At 72.9% G+C, this 25,424-nt stretch carries 22 protein-coding genes; 9 read left to right on the top strand and 13 right to left on the bottom strand.

The window, feature by feature from the left end:
• Nucleotides 1–79 precede the first annotated feature (79 nt).
• The 6 genes from ACZ7DE_RS22840 to ACZ7DE_RS22815 all read left to right on the top strand — a co-directional run bounded on the left by ACZ7DE_RS22840 (nt 80) and on the right by ACZ7DE_RS22815 (nt 8,379).
• The gene (locus ACZ7DE_RS22840; RefSeq protein WP_470763961.1) at nt 80–1,168 is read left to right on the top strand and encodes a sugar ABC transporter substrate-binding protein; all 1,089 of its coding nucleotides are present in this window, start codon (nt 80–82) and stop codon (nt 1,166–1,168) included.
• A 62-nt stretch (nt 1,169–1,230) separates the two neighbouring features.
• Nucleotides 1,231–2,013, top strand: coding sequence for an ATP-binding cassette domain-containing protein (locus ACZ7DE_RS22835; protein WP_470763960.1), 783 nt, complete (start codon nt 1,231–1,233; stop codon nt 2,011–2,013).
• Between the two features lie 5 nt (nt 2,014–2,018).
• Nucleotides 2,019–3,218 carry a sugar ABC transporter permease gene (locus ACZ7DE_RS22830; RefSeq protein WP_470764252.1) on the top strand — a complete coding sequence of 400 codons (1,200 nt, stop codon included), beginning with the start codon at nt 2,019–2,021 and terminating at the stop codon, nt 3,216–3,218.
• 197 nt (nt 3,219–3,415) lie between these two features.
• A complete protein-coding gene (locus ACZ7DE_RS22825; RefSeq protein WP_470763959.1) occupies nt 3,416–5,683 on the top strand; it encodes a sensor histidine kinase in 2,268 nt (755 codons plus the stop codon).
• Between the two features lie 477 nt (nt 5,684–6,160).
• A complete protein-coding gene (locus ACZ7DE_RS22820; RefSeq protein WP_470763958.1) occupies nt 6,161–7,234 on the top strand; it encodes a right-handed parallel beta-helix repeat-containing protein in 1,074 nt (357 codons plus the stop codon).
• A 77-nt stretch (nt 7,235–7,311) separates the two neighbouring features.
• The gene (locus ACZ7DE_RS22815) at nt 7,312–8,379 is read left to right on the top strand and encodes a methyltransferase (protein WP_470763957.1); all 1,068 of its coding nucleotides are present in this window, start codon (nt 7,312–7,314) and stop codon (nt 8,377–8,379) included.
• 107 nt (nt 8,380–8,486) lie between these two features.
• On the opposite strand, the gene ACZ7DE_RS22810 is transcribed toward ACZ7DE_RS22815, so the two are convergent.
• The 10 genes from ACZ7DE_RS22810 to ACZ7DE_RS22765 form a co-directional block, all read right to left on the bottom strand.
• Entirely contained in the window at nt 8,487–8,819 is a 333-nt protein-coding gene (locus ACZ7DE_RS22810) for a TcmI family type II polyketide cyclase (protein ID WP_470763956.1), read from the bottom strand.
• A gap of 19 nt (nt 8,820–8,838) precedes the next feature.
• Nucleotides 8,839–9,318, bottom strand: a complete 480-nt coding sequence (locus ACZ7DE_RS22805; protein WP_470763955.1) for an SRPBCC family protein — start codon at nt 9,316–9,318, stop codon at nt 8,839–8,841.
• A gap of 1 nt (nt 9,319) precedes the next feature.
• On the bottom strand, nt 9,320–9,574 hold the full coding sequence (locus ACZ7DE_RS22800) for an acyl carrier protein (RefSeq protein WP_470763954.1): 255 nt from the start codon (nt 9,572–9,574) through the stop codon (nt 9,320–9,322).
• A 33-nt stretch (nt 9,575–9,607) separates the two neighbouring features.
• Nucleotides 9,608–10,858 (bottom strand): ketosynthase chain-length factor, encoded by a 1,251-nt coding sequence (locus ACZ7DE_RS22795; protein ID WP_470763953.1) that lies wholly within the window; start codon nt 10,856–10,858, stop codon nt 9,608–9,610.
• Nucleotides 10,855–12,123 carry a beta-ketoacyl-[acyl-carrier-protein] synthase family protein gene (locus ACZ7DE_RS22790; RefSeq protein ID WP_470763952.1) on the bottom strand — a complete coding sequence of 423 codons (1,269 nt, stop codon included), beginning with the start codon at nt 12,121–12,123 and terminating at the stop codon, nt 10,855–10,857. Before ACZ7DE_RS22790 ends, ACZ7DE_RS22795 begins: the two co-directional genes overlap by 4 nt.
• Nucleotides 12,120–12,563 (bottom strand): cupin domain-containing protein, encoded by a 444-nt coding sequence (locus ACZ7DE_RS22785; protein ID WP_470763951.1) that lies wholly within the window; start codon nt 12,561–12,563, stop codon nt 12,120–12,122. Before ACZ7DE_RS22785 ends, ACZ7DE_RS22790 begins: the two co-directional genes overlap by 4 nt.
• A 74-nt stretch (nt 12,564–12,637) precedes the next feature.
• Nucleotides 12,638–13,792 carry a SchA/CurD-like domain-containing protein gene (locus tag ACZ7DE_RS22780; protein ID WP_470763950.1) on the bottom strand — a complete coding sequence of 385 codons (1,155 nt, stop codon included), beginning with the start codon at nt 13,790–13,792 and terminating at the stop codon, nt 12,638–12,640.
• Between the two features lie 136 nt (nt 13,793–13,928).
• On the bottom strand, nt 13,929–14,660 hold the full coding sequence (locus ACZ7DE_RS22775; protein ID WP_470763949.1) for a class F sortase: 732 nt from the start codon (nt 14,658–14,660) through the stop codon (nt 13,929–13,931).
• 114 nt (nt 14,661–14,774) lie between these two features.
• Nucleotides 14,775–15,350 carry a hypothetical protein gene (locus ACZ7DE_RS22770; protein WP_470763948.1) on the bottom strand — a complete coding sequence of 192 codons (576 nt, stop codon included), beginning with the start codon at nt 15,348–15,350 and terminating at the stop codon, nt 14,775–14,777.
• 134 nt (nt 15,351–15,484) lie between these two features.
• Nucleotides 15,485–17,134, bottom strand: a complete 1,650-nt coding sequence (locus ACZ7DE_RS22765) for an FAD-dependent oxidoreductase (RefSeq protein ID WP_470763947.1) — start codon at nt 17,132–17,134, stop codon at nt 15,485–15,487.
• 246 nt (nt 17,135–17,380) lie between these two features.
• Here ACZ7DE_RS22765 and ACZ7DE_RS22760 point away from each other — a divergent pair, with 246 nt between their 5' ends.
• Nucleotides 17,381–19,177, top strand: coding sequence for a protein kinase domain-containing protein (locus ACZ7DE_RS22760; protein ID WP_470763946.1), 1,797 nt, complete (start codon nt 17,381–17,383; stop codon nt 19,175–19,177).
• A gap of 16 nt (nt 19,178–19,193) precedes the next feature.
• Here ACZ7DE_RS22760 and ACZ7DE_RS22755 read toward each other — a convergent pair whose 3' ends face one another.
• Entirely contained in the window at nt 19,194–20,123 is a 930-nt protein-coding gene (locus ACZ7DE_RS22755; RefSeq protein ID WP_470763945.1) for an anti-sigma factor RsbA family regulatory protein, read from the bottom strand.
• Nucleotides 20,120–20,476: an STAS domain-containing protein gene (locus ACZ7DE_RS22750; protein ID WP_470763944.1), complete on the bottom strand. Its 357-nt coding sequence runs from the start codon at nt 20,474–20,476 to the stop codon at nt 20,120–20,122. The genes ACZ7DE_RS22755 and ACZ7DE_RS22750 overlap by 4 nt, the downstream gene beginning before the upstream one ends.
• Nucleotides 20,477–20,755: 279 nt before the next feature.
• On the opposite strand from ACZ7DE_RS22750, the gene ACZ7DE_RS22745 reads away from it, so the two are divergent.
• Together ACZ7DE_RS22745 and ACZ7DE_RS22740 are read left to right on the top strand one after the other, a co-directional pair.
• Complete coding sequence (locus tag ACZ7DE_RS22745; RefSeq protein WP_470763943.1) at nt 20,756–21,379, top strand: DUF6629 family protein; 624 nt, start codon at nt 20,756–20,758, stop codon at nt 21,377–21,379.
• 100 nt (nt 21,380–21,479) lie between these two features.
• On the top strand, nt 21,480–23,003 hold the full coding sequence (locus tag ACZ7DE_RS22740; protein WP_470763942.1) for a sigma factor: 1,524 nt from the start codon (nt 21,480–21,482) through the stop codon (nt 23,001–23,003).
• Nucleotides 23,004–23,128: 125 nt separating this feature from the next.
• On the opposite strand, the gene ACZ7DE_RS22735 is transcribed toward ACZ7DE_RS22740, so the two are convergent.
• Entirely contained in the window at nt 23,129–25,336 is a 2,208-nt protein-coding gene (locus tag ACZ7DE_RS22735; RefSeq protein WP_470763941.1) for an RICIN domain-containing protein, read from the bottom strand.
• Nucleotides 25,337–25,424: the final 88 nt, after the last annotated feature.

The raw sequence follows: 25,424 nt of genomic DNA, 5'->3' as shown, positions 1-25,424 counted from the left end.
GGGCACCTACCCACCAGAATCGCATATACGGATCAACCGAACATATCCACCTTATTGTCGTCTACGGCAGGTATCGCACATGAAGGCCTGCATACGGGAGACCGCCACCACCGTGACCGCCGTCCTGACCGCGATCGTGCTGGCGGCCTGCGGGACGAACACCGGGAGCGATCCCGAGGGGGAGGACGGGCCGCGCATCGGTCTGCTGCTGCCGGACGCCACCACGGCCCGCTGGGAGACGCAGGACAGGCCCCTGCTGGAGGAGAGGATCCGGGATCTGTGCGGCGCCTGCACGATCGACCACGCCAACGCCAAGGGCGATGTGGCGCTCCAGCAGGAGCAGATGGACTCGATGATCACCAAGGACGTGGACGCGATCGTGCTCGTGGCCGTGGACGCACGTGCGCTCGGCCCCACCGTCTCCAAGGCCCACCAGGCGGACATCCCCGTCATCGCCTACGACCGGCTGGCCGAGGGCCCGATCTCCGGCTACGTCTCCTTCGACGGCACGGAGGTCGGCAGGCTCCAGGGCCGGGCGCTGCTGAAGGCGATGGGCGACAAGGTGCCCGGCGCCCAGATCGTCATGATGAACGGCGATCCCAGCGACCCGAACGCCCGGGCGTTCCAGCGGGGCGCGCTGTCCGTGCTCGACGGGAAGGTGAAGATCGGCAAGGCCTACGACACCCCGCAGTGGCGGGCGGAGACCGCGCACATGAACATGTCCGGCGCCCTCGCGGCTCTCGGCGACGACGCGATCGACGGGGTCTACGCGGCCAACGACGGCCTCGCCGGCGGGAGCATCACCGCCCTGAAGTCGAACAAGGTCGACCCGATGCCGCCGGTCACCGGGCAGGACGCCGAACTCTCCGCCCTGCAGCGCATCGTCGGCGGCGACCAGTACATGACCGTCTTCAAGCCGTTCGGGCCCGAGGCCGCCGCGGGCGGCGCGATGGCCGTGGCGGCGGCGCGCGGGAAGAGCCTGGGCCCCGTGGCCACCGGCGAGGTGCCGACGCGCGACGGGAAGGCGGTCGCGTCCGTGCTGCTCACGCCGGTGTCCGTCACGGTCGACAACATCGGCGACACGGTCGTCAAGGACGGCCTGCACACGGTCCAGCAGATCTGCGTCCCGCAGCTGCGGGATGCCTGTGCCAGGGCCGGGCTGACCTGACCTGACCCGCCCCGAGCCGCACCGGGCCCGGGACGCGGAACGAGCCGCCCCCGGGGAAGGAGATGGTTGCCGTGCCGGATCCCCCCTTGCTGGCGCTGCGCGGGGTGTGCAAGCGCTTCGGCGTCGTCGAGGTCCTCACCGACATCGAGCTGGAGATCCACTCCGGGCAGGTCGTCGCCCTCCTCGGGGACAACGGGGCCGGCAAGTCGACGCTGGTCAAGGTGATCTCGGGGGTCGCGCCCGCCGAGCGGGGCGTCATCGAGTGGCAGGGGCGGCCGGTTCACATCAGGCGCCCGCACGACGCCCGGGACCTGGGCATCGCCACCGTCTACCAGGACCTCGCGCTCTGCGGGAACCTCGACGTCGTCGGCAACCTGTTCCTCGGCCGGGAGATCCGCAGGTTCGGGTTCCTGGACGAGGTGGAGATGGAGCGCCGCACCCGGCAGCTGCTGGAACGGCTGACCAGAGGGCTGCCCGATCTGCGCGGCCCCGTCTTCTCCCTGTCCAGCGGTCAGCGGCAGACGGTCGCCATCGCCCGCTCGCTCCTCGGCGACCCGCGCGTGCTCCTCCTGGACGAACCGACCGCCGCGTTGGGCTTCGAGCAGACCACCGAGGTCCTGGACCTGGTAGACCGGTTGCGCGACCGCGGACTCGGCGTCCTGCTCATCAGCCACAACATGGGCGACGTGAAGGCTCTCGCGGATCGCGCCGCGGTCCTGCGGCTGGGTCGCAACAACGGCTTCTTCGACGTGAACACCGCATCCCAGGAGCAGATCATCTCGTCCATCACCGGCGCCACCGAGAACGTGCCCCGCCGGCCGGCCGCCCGGGAGGCGGGGTGGTGAAGAGCATGCGGGCCGCCGTCCGTGGCATGCGGACCGCGGCCGCCTTCTTCCGGCGCAAGCTGAGCGCCGGTGAGCTGGGCTCGCTCCCCGTGGTCCTCGTCCTGGCCGTCGTCTGGATCACCTTCCAGTCCCTCAACGACAACTTCCTCTCGCCGCGCAACCTGTCCAACCTCAGCGTGGACATCGTGGGGACGGGACTGATCGCGGTCGGCATCGTCTTCGTGCTGCTGCTCGGACAACTCGACCTGTCCGTGGGGGCGCTCAGCGGCCTGGCGGCGGCCGTCTTCGCCGTCCTGAACGTGAAGAACGGGGTGCCCGAGTGGCTCGCGCTCATCGTCGCGGTGCTCGTGGGCACCGTGGCGGGGACGGTCCAGGGCTACTCCATCGCCAGGACCCGGGTGCCGGCGTTCGTGGTCACGCTCGCCGGGCTGCTCACCTGGAACGGACTCATGCTGGCCGTCCTCGGCGACAGCGGCACCGTCAACCTCGACGAGGACGGACTGGTCGCCCGGCTGACCAGCTACTACTTCACCCACGACGCCGTCGCCTACGGCCTGGCGGCGGTCGCCGCGGGCGCGGTCTTCCTCGTGTCCGACCGGGACCGGCGGCGCCGCAGGGCGGTCGGCATGCCGCACCGCTCGCTGCGCGACATCGCGGTGCGCACCGGAGGGGTCGCGGTGCTCGGGTTCGCCGTCGCGTATCTGCTCAACCGGTTCCAGGGCCTGCCGCTGGCCCTGCTGGTCTTCCTCGTGGTGGTGGCCGGTCTCGACATCGTGCTGCGCCGCACGCACTACGGACGGCAGGTCTACGCGCTCGGCGGCAGCATCGAGGCGGCCCGCCGCGCCAGCCTCAGCGTGACCTGGGTGCAGACGGCGGTGCTCGCCACCTCGGGCACGATGGCCGCGATCGGCGGGCTGTTCCTGGCCTCGCGCATCACCTCGGTGAGCCAGAGCTCGGGGTCGGGCGTGCTGCTGATCAACGCCATCGCGGCGGCCGTCATCGGCGGCACCAGCCTGTTCGGCGGGCGCGGCACGACCTGGTCGGCGGTGCTCGGCATGCTCGTCATCCAGTCGATCGCCTCGGGCATGGCGATCACGGACACTCCCCCGGCACTTCAGTTCGTGATCACGGGCGGGGTGCTGTTCGCCGCCGTGGTCATCGACTCGCTGTCGCGTCGCTCCCAAGAGGCGCACGGCCGCGCCTGACGGGCCCGGTGCGCCGAGCGCCGTCGCGTGCGGCCCTGATTCGCCGTTCGCCGGTGTGCGCACCGCCGTCCGGTCTAGTGTGGCGACATTCTTATTTTGATGAAAGTTGCACCACTTTTGAACGCAGCGCCGCCGACGCGCCGTAGAGGGGGGCGACGGCGCGTCACGCGCGAGGCGTTCCAGGCGATAGGACAACCTTGCCGAACAACTCACCCACGACGGAGGGACGAAGAAGATCCCTCACCCGCAACTGGCCGGTGGGCCGGCGGCTGCGGGCCGTTCTGCTGATCCCGGTGCTCGTCGCCCTCGTGCTCGGAGGCGTGCGGGTGAAACGTTCGGTGGACACCTGGCAGGACGCCGACGACGCGGTCCGCGTGGCCGAACTCGTCCAGGCGGCGAACAAGTACGCGAGTGACGCGATCAACGAGCGCGACGTGTCGGTCATCCCGCTGCTGACCCAGCAGAAGGCGACAGACACGGTCGTCCAGGCCCGGAGGATCACCGACGCGGACGCGCAGGCCTTCGACCGGGCGGTCGCCCGGATCCCGGGCACCAGCGGCCTCCTGCGGCGCGTGCAGCTGGTGCGCGACGGCGAGAAGCAGCTCCCCGCCGTGCGGGCCAACGCGTTCACCGCCCGGATGTCCGGAGTGCAGACGGAGGAGAGCTACCACACCGTCCAGCACCCCCTGATGGAGATCTCGAACGAACTGGGCTTCGGCAGCACCAACCAGGCGAGCTTCGGCCGGACGCTCTACGCCGTGTCCCTGACCCAGGCGGCCGAGTCCCTGATCCGGTCCATCGGCACGCACCTGCTGGTGGAGGACCGCGACGCCCTCGCCGCCGGGGAGCTGGAGGCCCAGCTCGCCTCCTTCCGCTCCTACGCCTATCTCGAACAGGTGGGACTCCAGGAGTTCGCCGGCGCCGGCACCACCGAGGACATGGCCAGGCTCCAGAAGGCGCTGGCGGACGCCGAGGCCCGGGGCGAGCAGCAGAACGCCGACGCCGCGGCGAAGGCCACGGCGGCGGGGCGCACCTACATCACCCCGCCCGGCATCGACGAGATGATCACCGCGATCTCCAGCGGCGCGCCGGCCGACGAGCTGGCCGCGCAGGGCATCACCCCCGAGTCGTTCTTCGCCGCGTCCACCCTGGGCTTCGACGCCTACCGGAGCATCCAGGTGAACCTCGCCGACGCCGCCCTGGCCGGCGCCCAGGACATCGCCGACGACGCGCGACGCGACGCGATCACCAACGCCGCCCTCGTGCTCGCCGCGGTGCTCGCCGCCTTCCTCCTCGCCTCCTGGGTGGCCCGCACGATGAGCACCGGCATGCGCCGCCTGAGCGCCTCCGCCATCGAGATCGCCGGAAAGCGCCTGCCGGCCCTGATCGACCAGATGTCCCAGGGCGACGCCGGGCAGCTGGACACCCACGTCACGCCGATCGCGATCGACACCACCGACGAGATCGGCGAGGTGGCCCGGGCCTTCGACCACGTTCACCGCGAGGCCGTGCGGCTGGCCGCCGAGCAGGCTCTGCTGCGGGGCAACATCAACGCGATCTTCACCAACCTCTCGCGTCGCAGCCAGTCCCTGATCGAGCGCCAGCTCGCGCTGATCACCAGCCTGGAGGACAACGAGACCGACCCGGAGCAGCTGGAGAACCTCTTCAGGCTCGACCATCTCGCCACACGGGTGCGGCGCAACGGCGAGAACCTCCTGGTGCTCGGCGGCGAGAAGCCCGCCCAGCAGTGGGACCGGCCGCTGCCGCTGGTCGACGTCCTGCGTGCCGCCTCGTCGGAGGTGGAGCAGTACGAGCGCATCCGGTTCTCCGGCATCCCGGACGACCAGATCCACGGCCGGGCCGTGACCGACCTCGTGCACCTGCTCGCCGAGCTGCTGGAGAACGCCACCGCGTTCTCCTCTCCCCGCTCGCAGGTGCGCGTCACCGCCGTCCGGCTCCCCGACGGCCGGATCATGGTCGAGATCCACGACGAGGGCATCGGCCTGGAGGCGGACGACTTCGCGGTGATCAACCACAAGCTGGCCAACCCACCGACCGTCGACGCCGAGATCTCCCAGCACATGGGGCTGTTCGTGGTCGGCCGCCTCGCCGAACGGCACGGCATCCGCGTCCAGTTGCGCCCGTCCGGCGAGCAGTCCGGCACGACGTCCCTCGTCATGCTGCCCGACACGATCACCCACCGCTCCCCCGACGCTCTCCCCGACTCCGACACGCTGACGCTGGCCGCGGTCGGGGCCGTCCCGCAGCACGGTCACGCGGACGGCGCGGCCTCCTTCGGCGGCTCCGACTCCGGTGACGCCTTCAGCGACTACGAGGCATGGCAGGACGAGGCCGTGCGGACGCCGTCCGCGCAGACGGACGCCCCGGCCGCCGGCGTCCGGCCGCGACGGCTCCCCCGCCGCACGCCGGGCGGAGGCCGCCGTTCCGCCACCGAGAGCAGCTGAGCACGCGCTCCGGCTCCGGCGGGCGACGGGCCCGCCGGACCCGGTGAAGGCCACCGCCCGACACCCCCCGGAGGCCCCAACCCGGTCCGCTCGTCACGCCGTCGGTCCGCGTCACCGCACCGCAGGCCGCCGAGCCGCAGGTCGCCGTGCCCCAGGTCGTCCGGCCGCCGGTCGCCGCGCCGCAGATCGCCGCACAGCGGTCATCGCGCCTCAGGTACATCGCGCCGCGGGTCGTCCCGCCGCAGGTCATCGCGTCGCAGGTCGCCACGCCATAGGTCATCGCGCCGCAGGTCAGCGCGCCTCCGGTCACCGCACCGCAGGCCGCCGAGCCGCAAGTCGCCGTGCAGCGGTCATCGCGCCGCACCATCGCGCCGCGGGGCGTCGTGCTCCCCCGGCGGCGTTCGGCGGCCGGGGGGACACGCCGCCGGATGGCCCATCCCGCGGGTTCACCGGCTTTCGGGTCATAGCGTGCGCAATATGAAGAAATGCCAAATCACATACCTGGCGTGCACCGCAGCGCTCCTCGGGGCGGGACTCGGCGTCGCCCCGCCCGTCGCCGAGCACGCCGTGCACTCCGTGCATCTGGTGCGGCCGGGCGAGTCGATCCAGAAGGCGGTGGACGCCGCCCGGCCGGGCGACACCGTGCTGCTGGCCTTCGGCACTTACCACGAGAGCGTCACCGTGAGCACGCCCGGACTGACCCTGCGCGGCATGGGCCGGCACACGGTGATCGAGCCGGCCGCCGGCGCAGCCAGGGCCGCCGACACGTGCGCCGCGGGCGGCAACGGCATCTGCGTCGTCGGCACGAAGGAACACCGCGTCAAGGACGTCACCGTCGCCGCCCTGACCGTCTCCGGCTTCACGAAGAACGGCGTCTACGCCACGGCGACCGACCGGCTGACCGTGCGTCACGTCCACGCCGTGAAGAACGGGGTGTGGGGCATCGCCCAGGAGGGGTCCGTCCGGGGCGTGTTCCGGGGCAACACCGCCCGGGACAACGGCGACGCGGGTCTCTTCCTCGCCAACACGGTCAAGGAGGAGCAGGGCGCCACGGACACCGACGGGACGGTCGTCGAACGCAACCGACTGGAGGGCAACCGGATCGGCGTCACCGTCCGCCGGCTGCGCAACCTCACCGTCGCGCACAACCGCCTCACCGGCAACTGCGCGGCGGTCTTCGTCGTCGGCGACGAGAACAAGCCCAAGGCCGGCTTCGTGACCGTGCGCGACAACCGCATCCAGCGCAACAACAAGTCCTGCCCCAAGACCGCCCGACTGGACGCCCTGCAGGGCTCCGGGATCGTGCTGACCGGCGCCGAGGACAGCCTGATCACGCACAACGTGATCGAGGACAACGTGGGCAAGTCCCCGCTGTCGGGCGGCATCGTCCTGTTCAAGAGCTTCGTCGGCACCACCAGCGACCGGAACCGGATCAGCGACAACACGCTGCGGGGCAACTCCCCGGCGGACCTGATCAACACGGACACCGGCAAGGGCAACACCTTCGAAGGCAACTCGTGCCGGGCGTCGCAGCCCGCCGGCCTGTGCTGACCGGCCGCCGACCGCAGCCGTTCGCCGACCCGAGGAATCCCAGGCCCCCCAGGACCAAGAAGGAAAGAAGGCGGCACATGACGACCGTCCAACCCCCCAAGGCCCCCGATCCGCTCGGGCAGGGGGCGCCCCCCGCCCCACCGCCGTCCATGCGGCTGAGGGAACTCGCCTTCGGTGCCGCGTGCGCCGCCGCCCTGCGCGCGGCCGCCCGGCTGGGCGTCGCCGACGCCCTCGGCGACAGCCCGCTGTCCGTGGCGGACCTCGCGGCCGCGGTGAAGACCGAACCCAAGCCGCTGCGCCGGCTCCTTCGGGCGCTGTCCTGCTACGGCGTCTTCGCCGAGCGGCCCGACGGGACGTTCGCCCACACCGACGTCTCCCGGCTGCTGCGCGAGGACGACCCCAACAGCCTGCGCGCCATCGCCCTGTGGTGCACCGAGCCCTGGACCTGGGACGCCTGGCCGCTCCTCGACGAGGCCGTGCGCACCGGCCGCAACGTCGTGGAGGACCTGTACGGCAAGGAGTTCTTCCCCTACCTCAACGAGGACGCCCCGGAGTCGGCCGACGTCTTCAACCGCGCCATGACGACGTCCAGCGTGCAGTCGGCGCGCGACGTGGCGGAGTTCCTCGATCTGTCGGGGTGTTCGTCGGTCGCCGACCTCGGGGGCGGTCAGGGGCACGTGGTGGCGAGCCTGCTGGACAAGTACCCCGCGATGCACGGGAGCCTGCTCGACCTCCCCCGCGTGGTGGAGAACGCGGTGCCCCGACTGCTCGCGGGCGGCGACCTCGCCGACCGGGCGCGCGTCGTGCCGGGCGACGTCCGGACGGCCGTCCCGGTGAAGGCCGACGTCTACGTCATCAAGAACATCCTGGAGTGGGACGACGAGAGCACCGCCCGCACGCTGCGCAACGTCCGCGAGGCGGGTGGGCCGGGGGCGCGGGTCGTGGTCATCGAGAACCTCGTCGACGACACCCCGTCGATGCGGTTCAGCACCGCCATGGACCTGATGCTGCTCCTCAACGTCGGCGGCGCCAAGCACACCACCGAGAGCATGGTCGCCCGGCTGACCGACGCGGGTCTCGTCATCGACGACATCAGCCCGGTCAACCCGTATCTGCACGCGTTCGACTGCCACGTCGCCGGCTGATCCGACCGCGTCCTCGCGCGTCCCGCGCACACCGTCCCTCCCCCACGAACCACCGGTCGCCGGGCCCGCAGCGTCGCGGGCCCGGCGACCGGTGACGGCCGGCGAGGTCAGCCGGCCTGCTCGCGCTCCCAGAGGTAGAAGCGCTGCGCCATGGCGTCCTTCGGGGAACGCCAGGTCTCGGGGTCGTACGCGCTGACATAGGCGGACAGCCGCTCGCTGACGTCCCGGAACTCGGGGTGTCCGGTGATCCGGGCGATGGCGGGTCCGGGCTCGCGCTCGGACTCGATCAGGTGCATGTACACGTCGCCGAACTGGAAGAGGCTGCGCCGGACGACGCCGACGAGCTGCGGGAGCTCTCCCCGGTCGGACTCCTCGAACACCTTGGCGATGTCAGGGGCCGATCCGGGGGCCATCCGGGCGACGATCAGGGCCTGGTGCATGGGACCTTCTCCGTCCGGTTCAGTCGGTCAGTCCGGGCGTGGCGCCGCGCTCGGCGGCGGCCTTCTCGATGCGATCCCGGATCAGGCCCATCTGGACCTTGGAGTTGCGGTTGATGTTGTCGGTCATCCAGTCGTCGTCGACCGGCGCCTCCGGCTTCATCGCGAAGTCCTGCGTCCACACCATCCGCGTGCCGCCCGGGACTTCTTCGTACCGCCAGTGGATGTTCATGTGGTCGAACGGTCCGGTCTCGACCCGCCGGGCCCTGACGGTGAGCGTGTCGCGGTCCGGCTCGCGCTCCGAGACCCAGCTCCACACGGTCCCGTTCTCGTCCGGATGCATGGTCAGCCGGAAGGTGGTCTTGCGTCCCTCCCGGGAGAGGATCTCGACGGACGCGTACTCGGTGAACAGCCGCGGCCAGTTCTCCAGGTCGTTGGTGATCTCCCAGACGAGGTCCAGGGGGGCCGCGATGGTGATCTCGTTCTGCGTGTGTCCGGTCATCTCAGGCTCCAGTCATGAGGGCGCTGTTGACGAGGTCGAGGAACTCGCGGGGCGACTTGGAGCGTTCGGCGTCCGGCGGCATCGGCGTGCCGTACCGGTTCTCCAGCTCGCCCACGATGCCCAGCAGCCCGAGCGAGTCGACGCCCAGGACGTCGAAGCCGGTGTCCGGCTCCCTGAGCCGCTCCGGTGCGACGGTGACGCCGGCGGACTTCTTCATGAGTTCGGCCAGCTCTTCCACGGTGATGCGGTCGGTCATCGGTTCCTCCATCTACTGCTGAGCGGCGCCTCGCTACGAGGCGTCGGTGGCGCCGTGCCGCAGCACCAGCGCCGAGTTCGACCCCATGAGTCCCCGGCTCAGGACCAGTGCCGTGCGCACCTCGGCGGTGCGGGCGCGACCGGTCACGAGATCGAGGTCATGGCAGATGTCGAAGACGTTGGGGGTCGGGGGGATCAGGCCGTGCTCCATGGTGAGCACCGCCGCCGCGGCGTCCATCAGCGGCGCCGCGCAGTAACCCCGGCCGATCCCGGTCTTCGGCGCCGTGACGGGCACGCGGGCGCCGTGCGGTCCGAGAGCGTCGACGATCGCGAGGGCCTCGGCCCGGTCCGCCTCCGGCACGCCGAGGGCGTCGGCGAAGACCACGTCGATCTCCTCCGGCGCGCAGTCCGCCTCCTCGAGGGCTCCCCGGACGGCCTGGGCGAGCCCCTCCCGGGACTCCGCCCAGCGGGAGGCGCCGGTGAAGGTCGCCGCGTGTCCGGCGAGGACGGCCCGCACCCGCGCGCCGCGCGTCCGGGCCGACTCCGCCGCCTCCACCACGACCATGGCGCCGCCCTCGGCGGGCACGAACCCGCAGGCCGCCGAGGTGAACGGGCGGTAGGCGCGGGTCGGGTCGTCGACCGTGCTGAGTTCCTCGTAGCCGAGTTGGCAGACCATCGAGTAGGGCGCGATCGGCGCCTCGGTCGCGCCGGCCACGATCACGTCGGTGCCGCGCCGCACGGCCCGCGCCGCGTGGGCGAGGGCGTCCAGACCGCCCGCCTCGTCGGCGGCGACGACCGAGCAGGGGCCCTTGAAGCCGCGGCGGATGGAGATCTGGCCGGTGCTGGCGGCGTAGAACCAGGCGATGGACTGGTACGGGCCGACGAAGCGGCTGCCCTTGCCCCACAGCTGCTGCAGCTCACGCTGGCCGAACTCGCCGCCGCCGGAACCGGCCGCGGTGACCACGCCGACGGAGAACGGCGCGGCGTCGGTCTCGGGACGGCCGAGGCCGGCGTCGTCCAGCGCCAGGTCGGCGGCGGCCATCGCGAAGTGTGTGAACCGGTCGGTCTGGACGAGGTAGCGCTCCTCGATCGCGGCCGACGGGTCGAAGTCGCGCACTTGGCCCGCCACCCGCAGCGGGAGGTGCTCGCATCCCTCGCGGGTGACCCGGTCCAGGACGTTGATGCCCTCCCTGGTCGACTTCCAGAAGGTCTCGGTGCTGGCTCCGTTGGGCGCGACCACGCCGATTCCCGTGACGAGGGCGCGCCGTGGAAGGGGTTCGCTCATCGTGTCTTCTCCCTCGGCCGGTTCATGACCACCGCGGACTGGAAGCCGCCGAACCCGCTGCCCACCGAGAGCACGCTGCCCAGCTTGCGCTCACGGGCCACGCGCGGGACGTAGTCCAGGTCGCACTCGGGGTCGGGCGTCTCGTAGTTCGCGGTCGGCGGCACGACCTGGTGGGCCAGTGCCAGGACGCAGGCGACGAGTTCGATCGCCCCGATCGCGCCCAGGGAGTGGCCCACCATCGACTTGATGGAGCTCATGGGGGTGTCGTAGGCGTGCGCGCCCAGGACCCGCTTGACCGCGGCGGTCTCGTGACGGTCGTTCTGCTTGGTGCCCGACCCGTGCGCGTTGACGTAGTCGATCGCGGTGGCGTCGACCCGCGCGTGGTCGAGGGCGTCCTCGATGGCCCGGGCCATCTCCAGGCCCTCACTGGTCAGGCCGGTCATGTGGTAGGCGTTGCCGAAGGTGGCGTACCCGCCGAGCTCGCAGTACACGTGCGCGCCGCGGGCCCGGGCGTGCTCCAGCTCCTCCAGGACGAGCACGGCGCCGCCCTCGCCCATCACGAACCCGTCGCGGTCGGCGTCGAAGGGACGCGAGGCGTGGGCGGGGTCGTCGTTGTTCGAGGAGGTGGCCTTGATCGCGTCGAAGCAGGCCATGGTGATCGGGGAGATCGGCGAGTCCGAGGCGCCGGCTATGCATATGTCGGCCCGGCCCTCCTCCACGGTGTGGAAGGCGTACCCGACCGCGTCGAGTCCGGAGGTGCAGCCCGTGGAGACGCTCTGCACCGGCCCGCGCGCACCGAACCGCTCCGCCACCGTCGAGGCGAGCGTGCTGGGCGTGAACGCGCGCTGCAGATGCGGGGCCGCCTCGCGGTGGTCCACGTCCCAGCGCTGCCCGCCGTGGCTGACCGCGACGTAGTCGTTCTCCAGCCGGGTGGTGCCGCCGACCGCGGTGCCCAGGGAGACGCCGACCCGCCAGGGGTTCTCGGCGGCGAGGTCGAGACCGGCGTCCCGTACCGCCTCCTCCCCGGCGACCAGGGCGAACTGGATGTAGCGGTCGCACCGTTCGACGTCACGGGCGTCCAGTCCGTGGGCCGCCGGGTCGAAGTCGCACTCGGCGGCGATCCGCGACCGCAGCCCCGTCGGGTCGAAGAAGGTGATGCCGCGCGTCGCCGTGCGCCCCTCGACGAGGAGCTTCCAGAACGCCGGCACGCCAATGCCGCCCGGGGCGACGATGCCTATGCCGGTGACCGCCACACGCCTGGTCATGACCTGACCCGACGTCGTGCGGTCGCCTCGGGGCCGATCACCACGGGCTCCGCGTCGGTCTCCTCGGTGTCGACGTGGCCGAGCGGCGGGCTCGGGGCCAGCGGGCCGAGGTGGAAGACGATGCGGGCCTCGACGTTGCCGACGTTGCGGAAGCGGTGCCGCATGTGGGCGGGGATCATCAGGCCCTGCTCCGGCTGGAGGGCCTGCGCCTCGCCGTCGAGGTCCACCTCCAGCTGCCCGCACACGACGTACACGAACTCCTCGGAGTACGGGTGGTAGTGCTCGGCGATGCGGTCGCCCGGCTTGATGAGGGCCACGCCCATGAAACCGCTGGTCGAGCCGACCGTGACGGGGGTGAGCATGGCGCGCAGGTCGCCGCCGCGCCGGGTGTTGGGCTCGACCTCGCTGAGATCCACGACTCTGGGACGGGATGTGATCACGACGTTCCTCCGATGATGTTCTGCGCCGGCGTGGGCGGGGCGGGTAGCCCCGCCCCGGCCCACGTGATGTCGAATCAGGCCTCGGGCGACCGGCGGTCGGTGACGAGCTCCATGCGCGCGAGCTGCAGGAGGCGCGCGAGCCGGACGTCCTTCGCGGCGGAGCGGTCCGCGGCGCCGGCGTCGTCGGCGAGTGTCGTCAGCTCGGCCATCTGCTCGGGGTCGGACAGGCCCAGGGCCTGCACGGGGTCGGCGGCCTCGAGACCGCCGCTCACGTCGATCAGCCGTACGACGACGTCGTCGCGCTGGAAGATCGTGCTGCGCAGGACCGGGTTGCGCGGGTCGTCCGCCGCCGCCTCGTCGTGCCGGGCGAGCAGCTCGGCCAGCTTCATGCCGCGGTCGGGACGCGTCGGGTAGCACAGGGCGTACCGCTCGGCCTGCGCGTCCTGCCGGTCCGCCGTCACGTGGTGGACGGCCGGCAGCGCGGCCCGGGTGAAGAACACCCGGGCGGACTCGGGGTCGTTGAGGTCCCGGTCCTGCTCCAGATGGGGGTTGATGGCCTCCTCGACGGCCCTCACCTCGGGCTGGCGGGCGACGTGGCGCAGCGCGGACAGCAGGTCGCCCCGCACCTCGATGGCCCGCACCACTCGGTTGCCGTGCATGAACAGCGAGGTGCGGCACAGCCGGGTGGTGTCGTCGACCTTCGGCTCGGGTGAGGCGTAGTCGGCGAGGATCTTGGCAACGATGTCCTCGCTGCCCGGCTTGACGGTGAAGGTGAGCGCGTGCCGGATCATGCCGTCGCCGATCCTGGGCGACGCCTGGAGCCGGCGCTTGCCCGGGCCGGCCTCGGCCGGGCCGCCGGTCTCGCGGACGACGTGGAAGCGCAGCGACCTGGTGTCGCGCACGCAGCTGTGCAGCGGCTCCACCATCCGCACGTGTTCCTCGCTGTTGACCCAGGCGAGGAACGGCGGGGCGCTCTCCCACTCGCTGGTGATGAGCCACTGGGAGGGGTTCTCGATGGACTGGCACAGTTGGTCGCTGACATGCCCGGGGACGGACGCGACCTGGTTGCAGAGCTGCTCGTAGGCCTCGAGGAACTGCTGCTGGGCACCGTCGTAGACGTCGACCAGCAGGACGACGCGAAGGCGGGAGCCGTCGAACACGGACTGGGAGACGCGTTGTGACGCCTGTCGCGTCCCCGAGCCTGCAACACGTTCGGACGTGGTGGTCATCCTGCGCACATCTCCTTCACGGAGGGGGAAGTGAACGTCGGCCGCGGTGATGCGACGTCAGCGTTCCTCGATCCTGTGCCCGTCCTCGCAAGCGCGCGACTCGGATGAACTACGCGGGTGACCGGCCGGGTGAACGTCAGACGAGATGGGCGAAGACGACCAGGTTGTCCGTGTAGTCCTTGACCGTCCGGTCGTAATAACCCGCACAGGTGATGAGCCGCACCTGCGCCTCGGCGGTGTCGCCGTACACGCGTTCGCTGGGGAAGTCGTCCTTGGCGAAGGTCTCCACGCTGTCGACCCGGAAGGATGCCTTGCTGCCGTCGGCCCGCAGGACGTGGAAGAGGTCGCCCTTCGCCAGCGCGGCGAGTCCCGCGAAGACGGCCGGGGACGTCTTGGTGTCGACGTGTCCGGCGATGATCGCGGTGCCCGTCTCCCCGGGGGAGGCGCCCTTGGCGTGCCAGCCGACGAGGTTGACGTCGTTCGCGGGGGGCGGGTTCAGCCGGCCGCTGGGGCCGATGGCGAGGTCGGTGAAGGGGGCGTCGACCGAGATCTTCGGGATGAGCAGGCGTACGGGCCGCGAGCGCGGCAGGTGCTTTCCCGGCGCTTCGCCGGCCGGGGCGGCCGCGGCCTGCTCGTCGCGCGCCTCGGGTGCGCGGGTCGCCGTGACCGAGGCCGCGGGCGGTGCGTGCGGGGGGCTGGCCGCGCCGGGCGGGGTGTCGTTGCCGCCGGCCAGGCTGAGCGCCACGACCACGGCGACCGTGGCGCAGAGCATCATCACGCCGGTGCGCGAGTTCCCCTCGCCGGCGGACCCCGGCTCACCGCCGGCTGGGTCGGAGGGGGAAGGGGACGAAGAACGGGGGACTGCCATCGGGGACCACCTCACTCGGGCGCGGCAGCGGATGCGGACGGGGCCGGGGGCGAGCCGGGCCGCCGCACGGGGCACGGGCGGCGGCCGCGGCTTCGCTATCGCGTCCGGCATGGGTCAGGCCACGCTTCCGGCGGTGTTCCTGCGGCGCAGGGTGTAGAGGCCGGTGCCGGCGAAGGCGAGGATGCCGAGTCCGCCGGCGGTGAGGGAGGGGCCGGCGAGGGCGCCGCCGCCGGTGTGCATGCCGCCGCTGGGCTTGTCGTGCTTGCCGCTCCAGCCGCCGGCGTCCTCCTTGCCGCCGTTCCAGGAGTCCTCGCCCTCCTGGGCGGCGTCCTGGCTGCGGCCGTGCTCCTTCTCGGCGGCCTTGTCCTTGTAGGTCTCGGGGTCGAAGCGGGGGTCCTTGGCGGCGGAGCCGTCACGGTCGCCCTCGCCGACGGCCGCCAGCGCGCCGCCCCCGGTGTGGATCCCGCCGTGCGGTGCGTCGTGGCCCTCCTTGTCGTGCTTGCCGGACCAGGAGCCGTCGCCCTTGCCGGTGGAGGAGCCCTCCTCCTTGCCGGTGGAGGAGCTCTCCTCCTTGGTGTAGGACGAGCCGTCGTGGTCCCAGTCCCCGTCGGCCGCGTAGGCGCCCGGAGCGCCGATGGCGAGAGCGGCCGTGGCCGCCGCGGTGGCCAGGATCATACGAGCAGAGCGCATCTGATGGTCCTTCCGTCACGACCGGGCAGCCGACACCTCGTCAGCTCTGCGAACCCGTGCGTAATGTGATCCACCGTCAGTCACTGGCCGCCGCGGCACCACTCGGGGCGTTCACACGGGTGAAGCGCACGGCTTCAGGAGAGTGCCAGCCCGGTGTTCAGGACCTGACGCAGCGTCGACTCGGGTGCCGGGTCCGGGCCCGGCGACCGCCAGGCGACGAACCCGTCGGGACGGACGAGCACGGCGCCCCCGCGGGTCGTGCCGTGGCGTTCCGCCCAGTCGGCGTCACCCTCCGGCACCAGGTCGGTCCCGGGTCCGGATCCCAGCCGGTACGACCTGAGCGGAAGGGACAGCTCCGCGGCGAGGCGGCCGGCGGCCGCGTGCCAGTCGCTCGGCTCACCGGCGTCGCTGAGCAGGACCAGGGACCGCTCGTAGAGGTCGAGGGTGGAGATCCGCTCGTCGCCGCGCCGCACCCACAGGTGGGGCGCCCGGCTGCCGGGTCCGCCGCTCAGGTCGAGGCCCTCGGGGACGACCGGGGTCGCGGGGTCGGCGCCGACGACGGCGCCCTGCGGATAGCGGTAGCCGAGGGCCACGTTGAGGATGCCCCGCTGCGGGCCGCCGCCCGTGCCTGCCGGCGCGGCGAACCCGGGGTGGCTGTGCTCGGCCGAGCGGACGGCGGCGCGGGCGCTGGTGGCCTCCGCGACGGGACGGCGTTCGGCGTCATAGGTGTCCAGGAGGTCCTCCCCCGCCCAGCCGTCGAGCACCGCGGCCAGCTTCCACGCGAGGTTGTGGGCGTCCTGGATGCCGGTGTTGGAGCCGAAGGCCCCGGTCGGGGACATCTCGTGGGCCGAGTCGCCGGCCAGGAACACGCGGCCCGAGCGGTAGCTGCGGGCGACCCGCTGAGCGGCGTGCCAGGGCGCCTTGCCGGTGATCTCCACGTCGAGGTCCGCGACCCCGACCGCCCGCCGGATGTGCTCCACGCACCGCTCGTCGGTGAACTCCTCGAGGGTTTCGCCGTGTTCGGGGTGCCAGGGGACGTGGAAGACCCAGTTCTCCCGGTTGTCCACGGGCAGCAGCGCGCCGTCGGCGTCCGTGCTGGTCAGGTAGCAGACGATGAAGTGGCGGTCGCCCACGACCTCGGCGAGACCACGGGATCGGAAGGTCAGGCTGACGTTGTGGAACAGGTCGCCCGGTCCGCTCTGACCGATGCCCAGCTGCTCGCGGACCGGGCTGCGCGGGCCGTCGGCGGCGACGAGGTAGTCGGCGCGGACGGCGATGTGCTCACCGGTATCACGGCTCTTCGCCACGGCGGTGACGCCGGCGGAGTCGGCGTCGAACGACAACAGTTCGGTGGAGAACCGCAGGTCGCCGCCGAGCCGCCGCGCATGGTCGAGCAGGACCGGCTCCAGGTCGTTCTGGCTGCACAGGCACCAGGAGCTGGGGCTGAAACGCGCCAGTCCGCCGCCCGGGTCGATGTCGCGGAACAGCCACTCGCCCGCGTCGCCGACCAGGGTGGGGGTCTGCAGGATGCCGTGGTTGTCGGCGAGGGTGGCCGCGGCCTCCTGGATCGCCCGCTCGACGCCGGCCACCCGGAACAGCTCCATCGTGCGGACGTTGTTCCCGCGGCCGCGGGGGTGGATGGAGGTGCCGGCGTGGCGCTCCACCAGTAGGTGCGGTACCCCGAGCCTGCCCAGGAACAACGAGGTCGCCAGGCCGACCAGGGACCCGCCGACGATGAGGACCGGGACCCTGAGGGTGCCGCTCCGTCCGGCTCGTTCGTTCATCACTCTCGCCTCCAGCGCGTCGTGTCCGCCGACCCGGCCGGATACGGCGGAGATCCTTATGCATGCCCCGGGGAGCTGACGGTGCCTCAGGCTTCACCCGCCTGCGTCGTGGCGCCGGAGGGCCGGCCGGGGCCGCCCCGGCCGGACGGAACCGTGAGAAACGCTGAGCACCGGGCGCGGCTCGGCTAGCCTCGATCTCTCACCCTGTGCGAACTGACTTACGACGAACATCACTTCGGGAGTCCCGTGTCCGACCAGCTGCCGCCCTCACCGAACCCTGCGGCGGGCGAGGCCGCCGCGCTCCGGGAGACCGGGGCCTCGCCCCTGCGGATCGGCGACCCGGGCCGGGTCGGCCCCTTCGTGCCGGTGGCGCTGCTCGGCAGCGGCGGGATGGGGCGGGTCTATCTGGCGCGGGCCGCCGACGACACTCCCGGGCTGTTCGCGGTGAAGGTGATCCGGCCGGAGTACGCCGAGGACGTCCGGTTCCAGCGCCGGTTCGAACGCGAGGCGGCGGTGCACGGCCGGCTCGGTCCGCCGCACGCTCCCAGATTATGCGGGACGGGCTGGGACGACAGCCTCCTGTGGATGGCCACCGAGTACGTCCCGGGTCTCGACCTGGCGGACGCGGTGGGCGGGGGCAGGGCGCTGCCCACGGCCGCCGTGTGGCGCCTGACGGCCGAACTGGGGCGGGCGCTCACCGCGCTGGCCGCGGCGGAGGTGGTGCACCGGGATCTGAAGCCGTCCAACGTGCTGTTGTCGCAGCAGGGCGCGCATGTGATCGACTTCGGCATCTCCAAGGCCCTGGACGCCAGCGCGATCACCGGCACGGGCAACCGGGTGGGCACTCCGGCCTACATGTCCCCGGAGTACCTGAGAACGGGGCACTGCGACACGGCCTCCGACGTGTTCTCCCTGGCCGGGACCCTGCTCTACGCGGCCACCGGGCGGGCTCCGTTCGGTGACGGCACGGGCGTCGACGTGATGCACCGGGTGGCGTTCGAGGAGCCCTTCGAGGAGGTGACCGGCGCGGTCGCGAAGGCCGACCCGGAGCTGGCCGCGCTGCTGACCGCCTGTCTGGCCAAGGAGCCCGAACGGCGCCCCACCCCGCAGGAACTGATCGACACGGCCGGCGTGCGCGCCCGGACGCCCGGCTGGCCCGAGCCGCTGCTGAGCGGGGTCCTGGCCCGGCAGCGCGCGTACGAGGCGCTGCACCGCCTTCCGGTGGCGCGAGCGGCCCGGCTGCTGCCCTCTGACTACCGGGCGAACCGGGTCCCGGAGCCCGCGCCCGGGCTCGTTCCCCCGCAGGCGGACCCGGCGGCGGCGTCCGAGGCCCCCGTCTCCGGGCCGGCGTCGTCCGCGGCGGTCCCGCCCGCGGTCGCGTCGGCGGTCCCGTCCTGGGCGCGGCGGAGGCGGGTGCCGGCCCTCGTCGCCGCCGCCGTCCTGTGCACCGTCGCCGCGGGCGCTTTCTCCCTCATGCCCGAGGACGGTCCCGCGGCGGCCGCACCCAGGGCCGTCACGTCCGACGGGGGCGACACGGGCGGCCTGCCCGGCGACGGCGGCCGGGCGGACACACCCGGCGTCCCGGACCGGGCGTCCGCCGCGGGCGCGTCCAGCAGGCGCGCCGACGTCGCGAGCGACGAGGACGTGTCACCGTCCGGTCCCGCGGCCTCCCGCTCCGCCACCGGCGCGGCCGCGGACGCACCCGCCGTCCCCACCGACGGCGCCCGGGGCCCCGACGCGTCCGGCTCACCGAGCGGGTCCGCCGACGCCACCCCGACCGAGCCCGGCACGCCGCCCTGGATCAGCGACTGCACGTACTACTCCGGCCACGGCCGCACCCGACTCGGCGACAGCGGCGACCGGGTGCTGCAAGTGCAGTGCATCCTCACCGGCCGCGGCTACGCCGTGGGCTCCTCCGGCGTCAACGGCGAGTTCGGCGCGGACACCGAGACGGCCGTCCGCGCCTTCCAGACCGACCGGGGGCTGAAGGCCAACGGCGTCGTGGCGAAGACCACCTGGGTGGCGCTGCGCGCCGAGAACTGACGGCCGGACGGGCCTCTCAGCCGCCGAGGTAGAAGCGGACCGTCGTGCCCTCGTCGGCGGTGTGCAGGCGCACCAGGTCGGCCACGTAGTGGACCAGCATCAGCCCACGGCCGCCGATCTGACCCCGGGTCGGCGGCCTGCGGCCGGCCAGCGGGTCGACCAGCCGGCCGGCGTCGCGGACCTCGCACACGAACTGTCCGGCGTCGGCCCAGACCGCGATGGTGCCCCGTCCGCCGCCGTGCACCACGCTGTTGGTCGTCAGCTCCGCGACCGCCAGTTCCGCGTCCTGCAGCCGCTGTCCCGCGAGGCCCAGCCGGCCGGCCTGTTCGACGGCGAAGGAACGCGCCATGAACAGGTTGTCGGCGTCGAAGGAGAACACGGCGGCGTCCGGCACGGGCTCCAGCGGCTCGTTGTACCGGGCGACCACGGAGCGCCAGTCGTAGACGTCGCTCGCCTGCTCCGCGTGGCGGGACACGATGGTCGGGTGGGTGATCCTCGCGTCGGCCAGGACCGCCTCGTCCAGGCGATCCTCGTCGTAGGGGCACAGGATGGTGACCGCCCGGCCCTCGAAGGCCGCGTTGATCAGCGCCTCGTGCTGGGCGCACGCCGGGTACTCCACCGCGCTGCGGCCCGCCCAGATCGGCTCGCCGATGATCCGCACCCGCCCCTGGCGGTGGGCGTCGGCGAAGGAGCGGAGCACGCCGGGGATGATCCGGCCCGGGTTGCGGCCCGCCCGGGTCATGTCCAGCAGGAGGACGCCCTGGGCGTCGGCGCCCAGTCCGGTCCTGATCAGCTCCAGGTTGGGGCCGGGCACCGCCACGGCCACCGGCTCGCCGAGGTCCAGGCCCTCCTGGACGAACGACACCGTGTGGTCCACGTACTCCCGCTCGCCGCGGTAGAACAGCGCGGGGTGCTCGAACGCCTCGTGGGTCGCCACCGTGCTCATCGCGGCGCCACCTCGATCCGGTGCAGGCCCGGCCAGAACAGGCCCAGTACGCGTGGCACCTGCGGCGGCGGATGCTCGACCACCATCCGCCCTCCGGACAGGCCCAACGCCGTGACGGCGAGCGCCGCGACCCCGGCCACGTCGACGAACCCCACTTCCGAGAGCTCCACATAGGAGACCTCGGCGTGCTGCCGTGCCAGTCCCGCCAGAGCGGCTTCCCACGGCGAGCGAGTGACCTCGCTGATCTCGCCCCTGGCCCGAATGCCGGGCCGGCCGGGCAACGGGCCCACCTCCAGCACGGCGCAGCCGCGCACCGGCCCGAACCCGCCGACTCCCTGCGAGGGGTCCACCACCCGCGTCCTCCTTCGTGTCCGCGGGTCACCCCGCCGCCGCAGGGGCCAGGCCCCTGGACGGCCGCTGCCCGCCCCGTGCAGCCTAACGCCGCCCCGGACACCGCTCCGCCCCATACCGGGAGATCGCGCGGCGTTGTACCGGGAGTCCGCGCGGCGTTCGCCCGCCACGCGGGGCGGACACCCCGCGTGGTACGTAACGTGACGCGGACGGTGAGACGGATAAGGACGGATGCGGACGGCAGTGATGACGCCGGCGACGGTCGACCCCTTGGTGACGTGATGTGTTGGAGTGCGACAGCCGATCTGGCGGCGGGCGCCGGCGTGGCCGCGGTCGGGGTGGCCTGTGTGACACGGGTGCGCGACAGGGCGGATCTGCCGCTCGCCGCGCTGCCGTTGCTGCTCGGCGCGCACCAGGTCGTGGAGGCGGCGGTCTGGGACGCGGGCGGGGGCGGCGGAGCCGCCACGGTGATCTGGGCGGTCATCGCTCTGCCGCTGCTGGCGGTGTGGGTGCCCGCGGGCGTGTGGTGTGCCGCCTCGCCGCGCGCCCGGCGCCGGCTGACGTTCCCGCTCGTGGTCGGTCTGGCCACCGGCGCGGTGCTCGCGCACGGGATCGCCGCCCGGCCGGTGACGGCCGAGATCCGCGGCCACACCGTCGGCTACAGCCTCGACGTGCCGCACGCGCCCGTGCTCGTCGCGGGTTACCTCCTGGCCACCGTCGGCTCCCTGCTGCTGTCCGGGGACCGGCGGCTGCTGGCGCTGGGGGCCGTGGTCGCCGTGGGCGCGTCGGCCTGTTTCGCGCTGTGGCGGCTGGAGTTCGTCTCGACCTGGTGCGCGTTCGCGGCGGTGTGCTCGGTGCTGCTGTTCGACTGGGTCCGCCGCCGGCCCTCGCCGCTGCCCGTGTGAGGTGTGCCACATCCGATGCCGTCCGCAACTTTGGTTGAAAGTTTTGGCATCTAGGCTGACAAATCCTTCCGCCCCTCAGAGGCAACTGGAGCGTTCCTCCATGACCGACAGGTCCCTTGCCGCGCCCGCCCCGTCCTCCGCCACCGCCGCGTACGCCCGTGTCTACGAGGAGCAGCAGCCTCGGCTCGTCGCGTACGCCCGCTCGCTCACGAGGAACGCCTGGGCCGCCGAAGACCTCGTCGCCGAGGCGCACTTCCTGGTGTGGCGGCGGCTCGCCGCGGGGCACGAGATCGACAACGTGCCGGCGTATCTCAGGACCACGGTGCGCCGTCTCGCGATCGCCTCCGGCGGCGCGGTGCGCGAGACGCCCCGGGACCCGCACGCCGAGGAGCGGGCCGAGACCGGCGCGCACGGGGAGGACCCCGCCGAGCAGGTCTCCAGCGTCGACCTGGTGGTGCGGGTGCTGGGCCAGTTGCCCGAGCGCTGGGTGAAGGCGCTGTGGCTGGCGGAGGCGGAGGGGCAGCCGCTGGCGGCGATCGGCCCGCAGCTCGGCACCAAGGAGGGCGCGACGGCCGTGCTGCTGCACCGTGCGCGGGAGGGCATGCGGCAGGCCTTCCTGCGCGCCCAGACGGGAGCCCCGGAAGACCCCGCCTGCCAGGTCCACTGGGCCCGCATGCCGGCGTACGTGCGGGGCGCGGCGACCGCCCGGCAGGGCGAGCGGCTGCTCGGCCACGTGGACGCGTGCGCCGGCTGCCGGGAACGGCTCGCCGCGCTGATGCGGGCCAACGACCGGCTGCCCGCGCTGACCGGCCCCGCGCTGCTGGTCTTCGCGGTGGGCGGCGCGGGGAAGTTCCTGCTGGGCTTCGCCGCGGGGTCGGCGGGTGCGGTCGCGGCCGGCGGGCACGGCGCCGGGTTGCTGCACGGGGTGCGTCATGTCGCGGTCGGCGGCGCGAAGGCGCCCGTGGCGGCGACGGCGGGCGTCCTCGTGGCGGGGGCCGCGGCGGTCTGCCTCGTCCTGGGCGGGCCCGACGCGGCTCCGGTGCCGGCACAGCGCACGCCGGTGGCCGATGCGCCCGCGACCCGGGCCCCGCTCGCCGACGCGCCGGTGACCGAGGCGAAGACGGCGCCGTCCCGGGCTCCCGTCCGGGCCGGGGGCGGCGAGGAGCACGACTCCGCGCCTGCGGCCCACGTCCGCGACGCGGCTCCGCTCCCGGCGGAGGACGGCACGGTCGCGCCCGCTCCGTCCGCGTCGTCCCCGGAGGCCGCCGACGGCGCCGGGGCCGGAACCGCCGGGCCGCAGCCGCCCTCCGCCGACGCGACCGACCCGGCTCCCCCTCCGGGTGACGGGGCGGGTGAGGACCCGACCGGCGACCCGCCCCCGGCGGACGGGGGAACGCGGGAGTCCCCTGCGCCCCCCGACCCGGCCCCCGAGGATCCGCAACCCGGAACGCCTCCTCCGGCGGATCCGGAGCCCGGCACCCCCGGGACCGGTCAGGACGGCGACGGCCACGGCTGCACGGGCGGCCCGCCGCACGCGGGACGCGGGGCCCCGCACGGCCGGGGCGCCCCCGCCGAGCCCGCGTCGAAGGACGGGCGAAGGGGCCCAGCTCGCAGCGGCCGCTGACCGTCCGGCAGCCCCTTCCGCCCCTCAGGGACGAACGGTGGGACCGGAGCCCCGTACCGTGTCGCCGTCACGGGCGCGCCGCACCGGCGGGGTGAGCGGGGCCGGCCGTCGTGCCGCCCGTCGCCTCACGGGTAGCTCACCAGGTCGGCGACGTTGGTGGCGGAGTCGGACGGGCCACCGCGGTCGTTGATGACGTGCCGGATGGTTCCCGTGCCGCCGAGGGAGACGGTCACCATGTTCTGGAAGCGCACGTCCGGGCTGTTCGGGACCTCGAAGGCGTGCTCCGCGGCGACGCTCGGAGCGACGTTGAAGTAGCAGTAGCTGCCGAGTCCGTAGGCCTGGTGGCGGGTGACCGTGTTCGCGACCTTGTAGGCGGCGTAGCCCTGCGTGGCGCCGTTCATCCAGGCGGCCTGGTTCGGCGGGTCGTACGGCATCTCGTTCTGGTAGAAGTACGTCCGGCCGCCGTTGCCGTTCCAGAGGGTCTGGTGCTTCTGGTAGTGCTCGACGAACAGGCCGTACATGGTGACGTCGTCGCCGTTGACGACGAGCCCGGTGTCCGCCGTGTTGGTGTTCCAGCCGACCCCGCTGCCGTGGTCGGCGCGCCAGATCCACATGTGGTCGCCGATCACGTCGTCGCTGTTGACGACGAGGCTGGTGGTGGCCCTGCCCACGCCGGCGCCGCCGACCCGGAAGTAGACGTCGTGCAGCGAGGTGGGGTTCGCCGCGTGGTCGGCCGCGGCGCCGGCCGGGCCGATCTCCACCAGGGTCCGCGAGTTGGCCGTCCCGGCGTCGAAGAGGACGCCGGCGAGCTTGACGCCGTCGACGTCGGCGACGGTCATGGCGGTGACGCCGTTGTCCGGAACGAAGGTGGCGAGGCCCAGGCCGAGGACGACGGTGTCGGGGCGGGTCACGTGCAGGGTCCGGTCGAGATGGTAGACACCCGGGGTGACCAGCAGGTTCTTCCCTGCCGCCAGCGCGGCGTCGATCTGCGCGGCGGTCGCGCCCGGTGTGACGACGAAGAACTGGTCGATGCCGAGCGAGGTGCCGGCCGCGGACCCGCCGGCCCAGGTGGTGGCCGAGGAGCCGGTCCGCACGGAGGGCACGAACACCTTGTAGGCGCCTGTGCCGTCCACGTACAGGAACGGCTTCTCGCGTACCGTCGGGGTCTGGTTCACCGTCGTGTAGGGCGGGTTGGGGAAGCTGTTGCCCGGCACGCCCTGGCTGCCCACGAAGACCATGTTCCAGTTGGCTCCGGTCCAGCTGCCGAGCTGTGAGTTGCGGGTCAGCCACTGCTGCTGGGTGCCGGAGCGGACCTGGCCGTCGATCTTGCTGTCGGCCATGAAGCCGCCACTGGACCAGCCGCCGTCGCTCAGTTCGAGGTTGCCGCGCACATGCATGCGCCGGTAGCCGGACGCCTGCGACACGGCCCACCGGTCGGTGCCGCCCGTGGGGTTCACCGACAGGTTCTCGGCGCCGCGCCAGAAGTTCTGGGTGGCGTTCTGCGGCGGGAACCAGTCGGCCTCCACGTGCACGGCGCCGTTGATCGTGACCGAGTCCGGCGACTGGCCGAGGCCCAGCACCTGGGTGTAGAAGCCGACGTTGACGTCGTTGCTGTACGTCCCCGGCTTGAACATCACGGCGTAGCGCTGGGAGCCGAACTGGTTCGTCTCCTGCTGCTGGAAGATCGAGTTCAGTCGGCTCTGGATGGTGGACGACGGCATCGACGGATCGAACACGACCACGTTCGGGCCGAGGTCGACGTCCCCCGGCGCGGTGGTCACGGGCGTCACCTGGAAGCGCTGGGCGGCGGTGCCGTTGCAGGTGTACTGCACGAGTTGGACGCTGTCGGCCGTCGAGGCGGACGGCACGTCGAGGCACTTGCCGCTGTTGCGGTTGACGAAGTGATACGCCCCCGCGCCCTCGTCGACCGCCTGCCACTGCTGGTTGGCGCCGCCGCCGTAGGTCCACAGGTGGACGGCCGCGTTGTCGGCGGTCGACACGTCGCTGACGTCCGCGACCTGCTGGGCGTCGTTGCGGTTGGCGATCCGCACGAAGCCGTCGCTCGTGGGGGTGAGACTCCACTGCTGGGCGGTCGTGTTGTTGCAGGCGTACTGCTGCACGGTGGTGCCGTTCGCGGTGGCGGCGGACCGGGCGTCGAGACACTTGCCGCTGCCGGTGTTCACCACGGTGGCCCAGCCGGCGGGGAGGGCCGCGGCCGCCCGGGGCGCCGCCTGCGCGGGCTGGGCGCCGGTCAGGATCGAGGCGGCCGTGGCGACGGCCACGGCGGCCGCGACCCAGGGGCCGGCGAGGGACGGTCGTGGGGTTCGGAGCATGTCTTCTCCTGTGGGGGGTGGATCCGAACGGGTCGAGGGGTGACGCCGGTCGGGCGTACGGCATGCCCATGACATGCGGGGAGGGAGG

The sequence above is a fragment of the Streptomyces sp. NPDC037083 genome, from assembly GCF_055606485.1.
The sequence above is the reverse complement of the archived record's forward strand: the minus strand, read 5'-3'. Positions and strand labels throughout refer to the sequence as shown.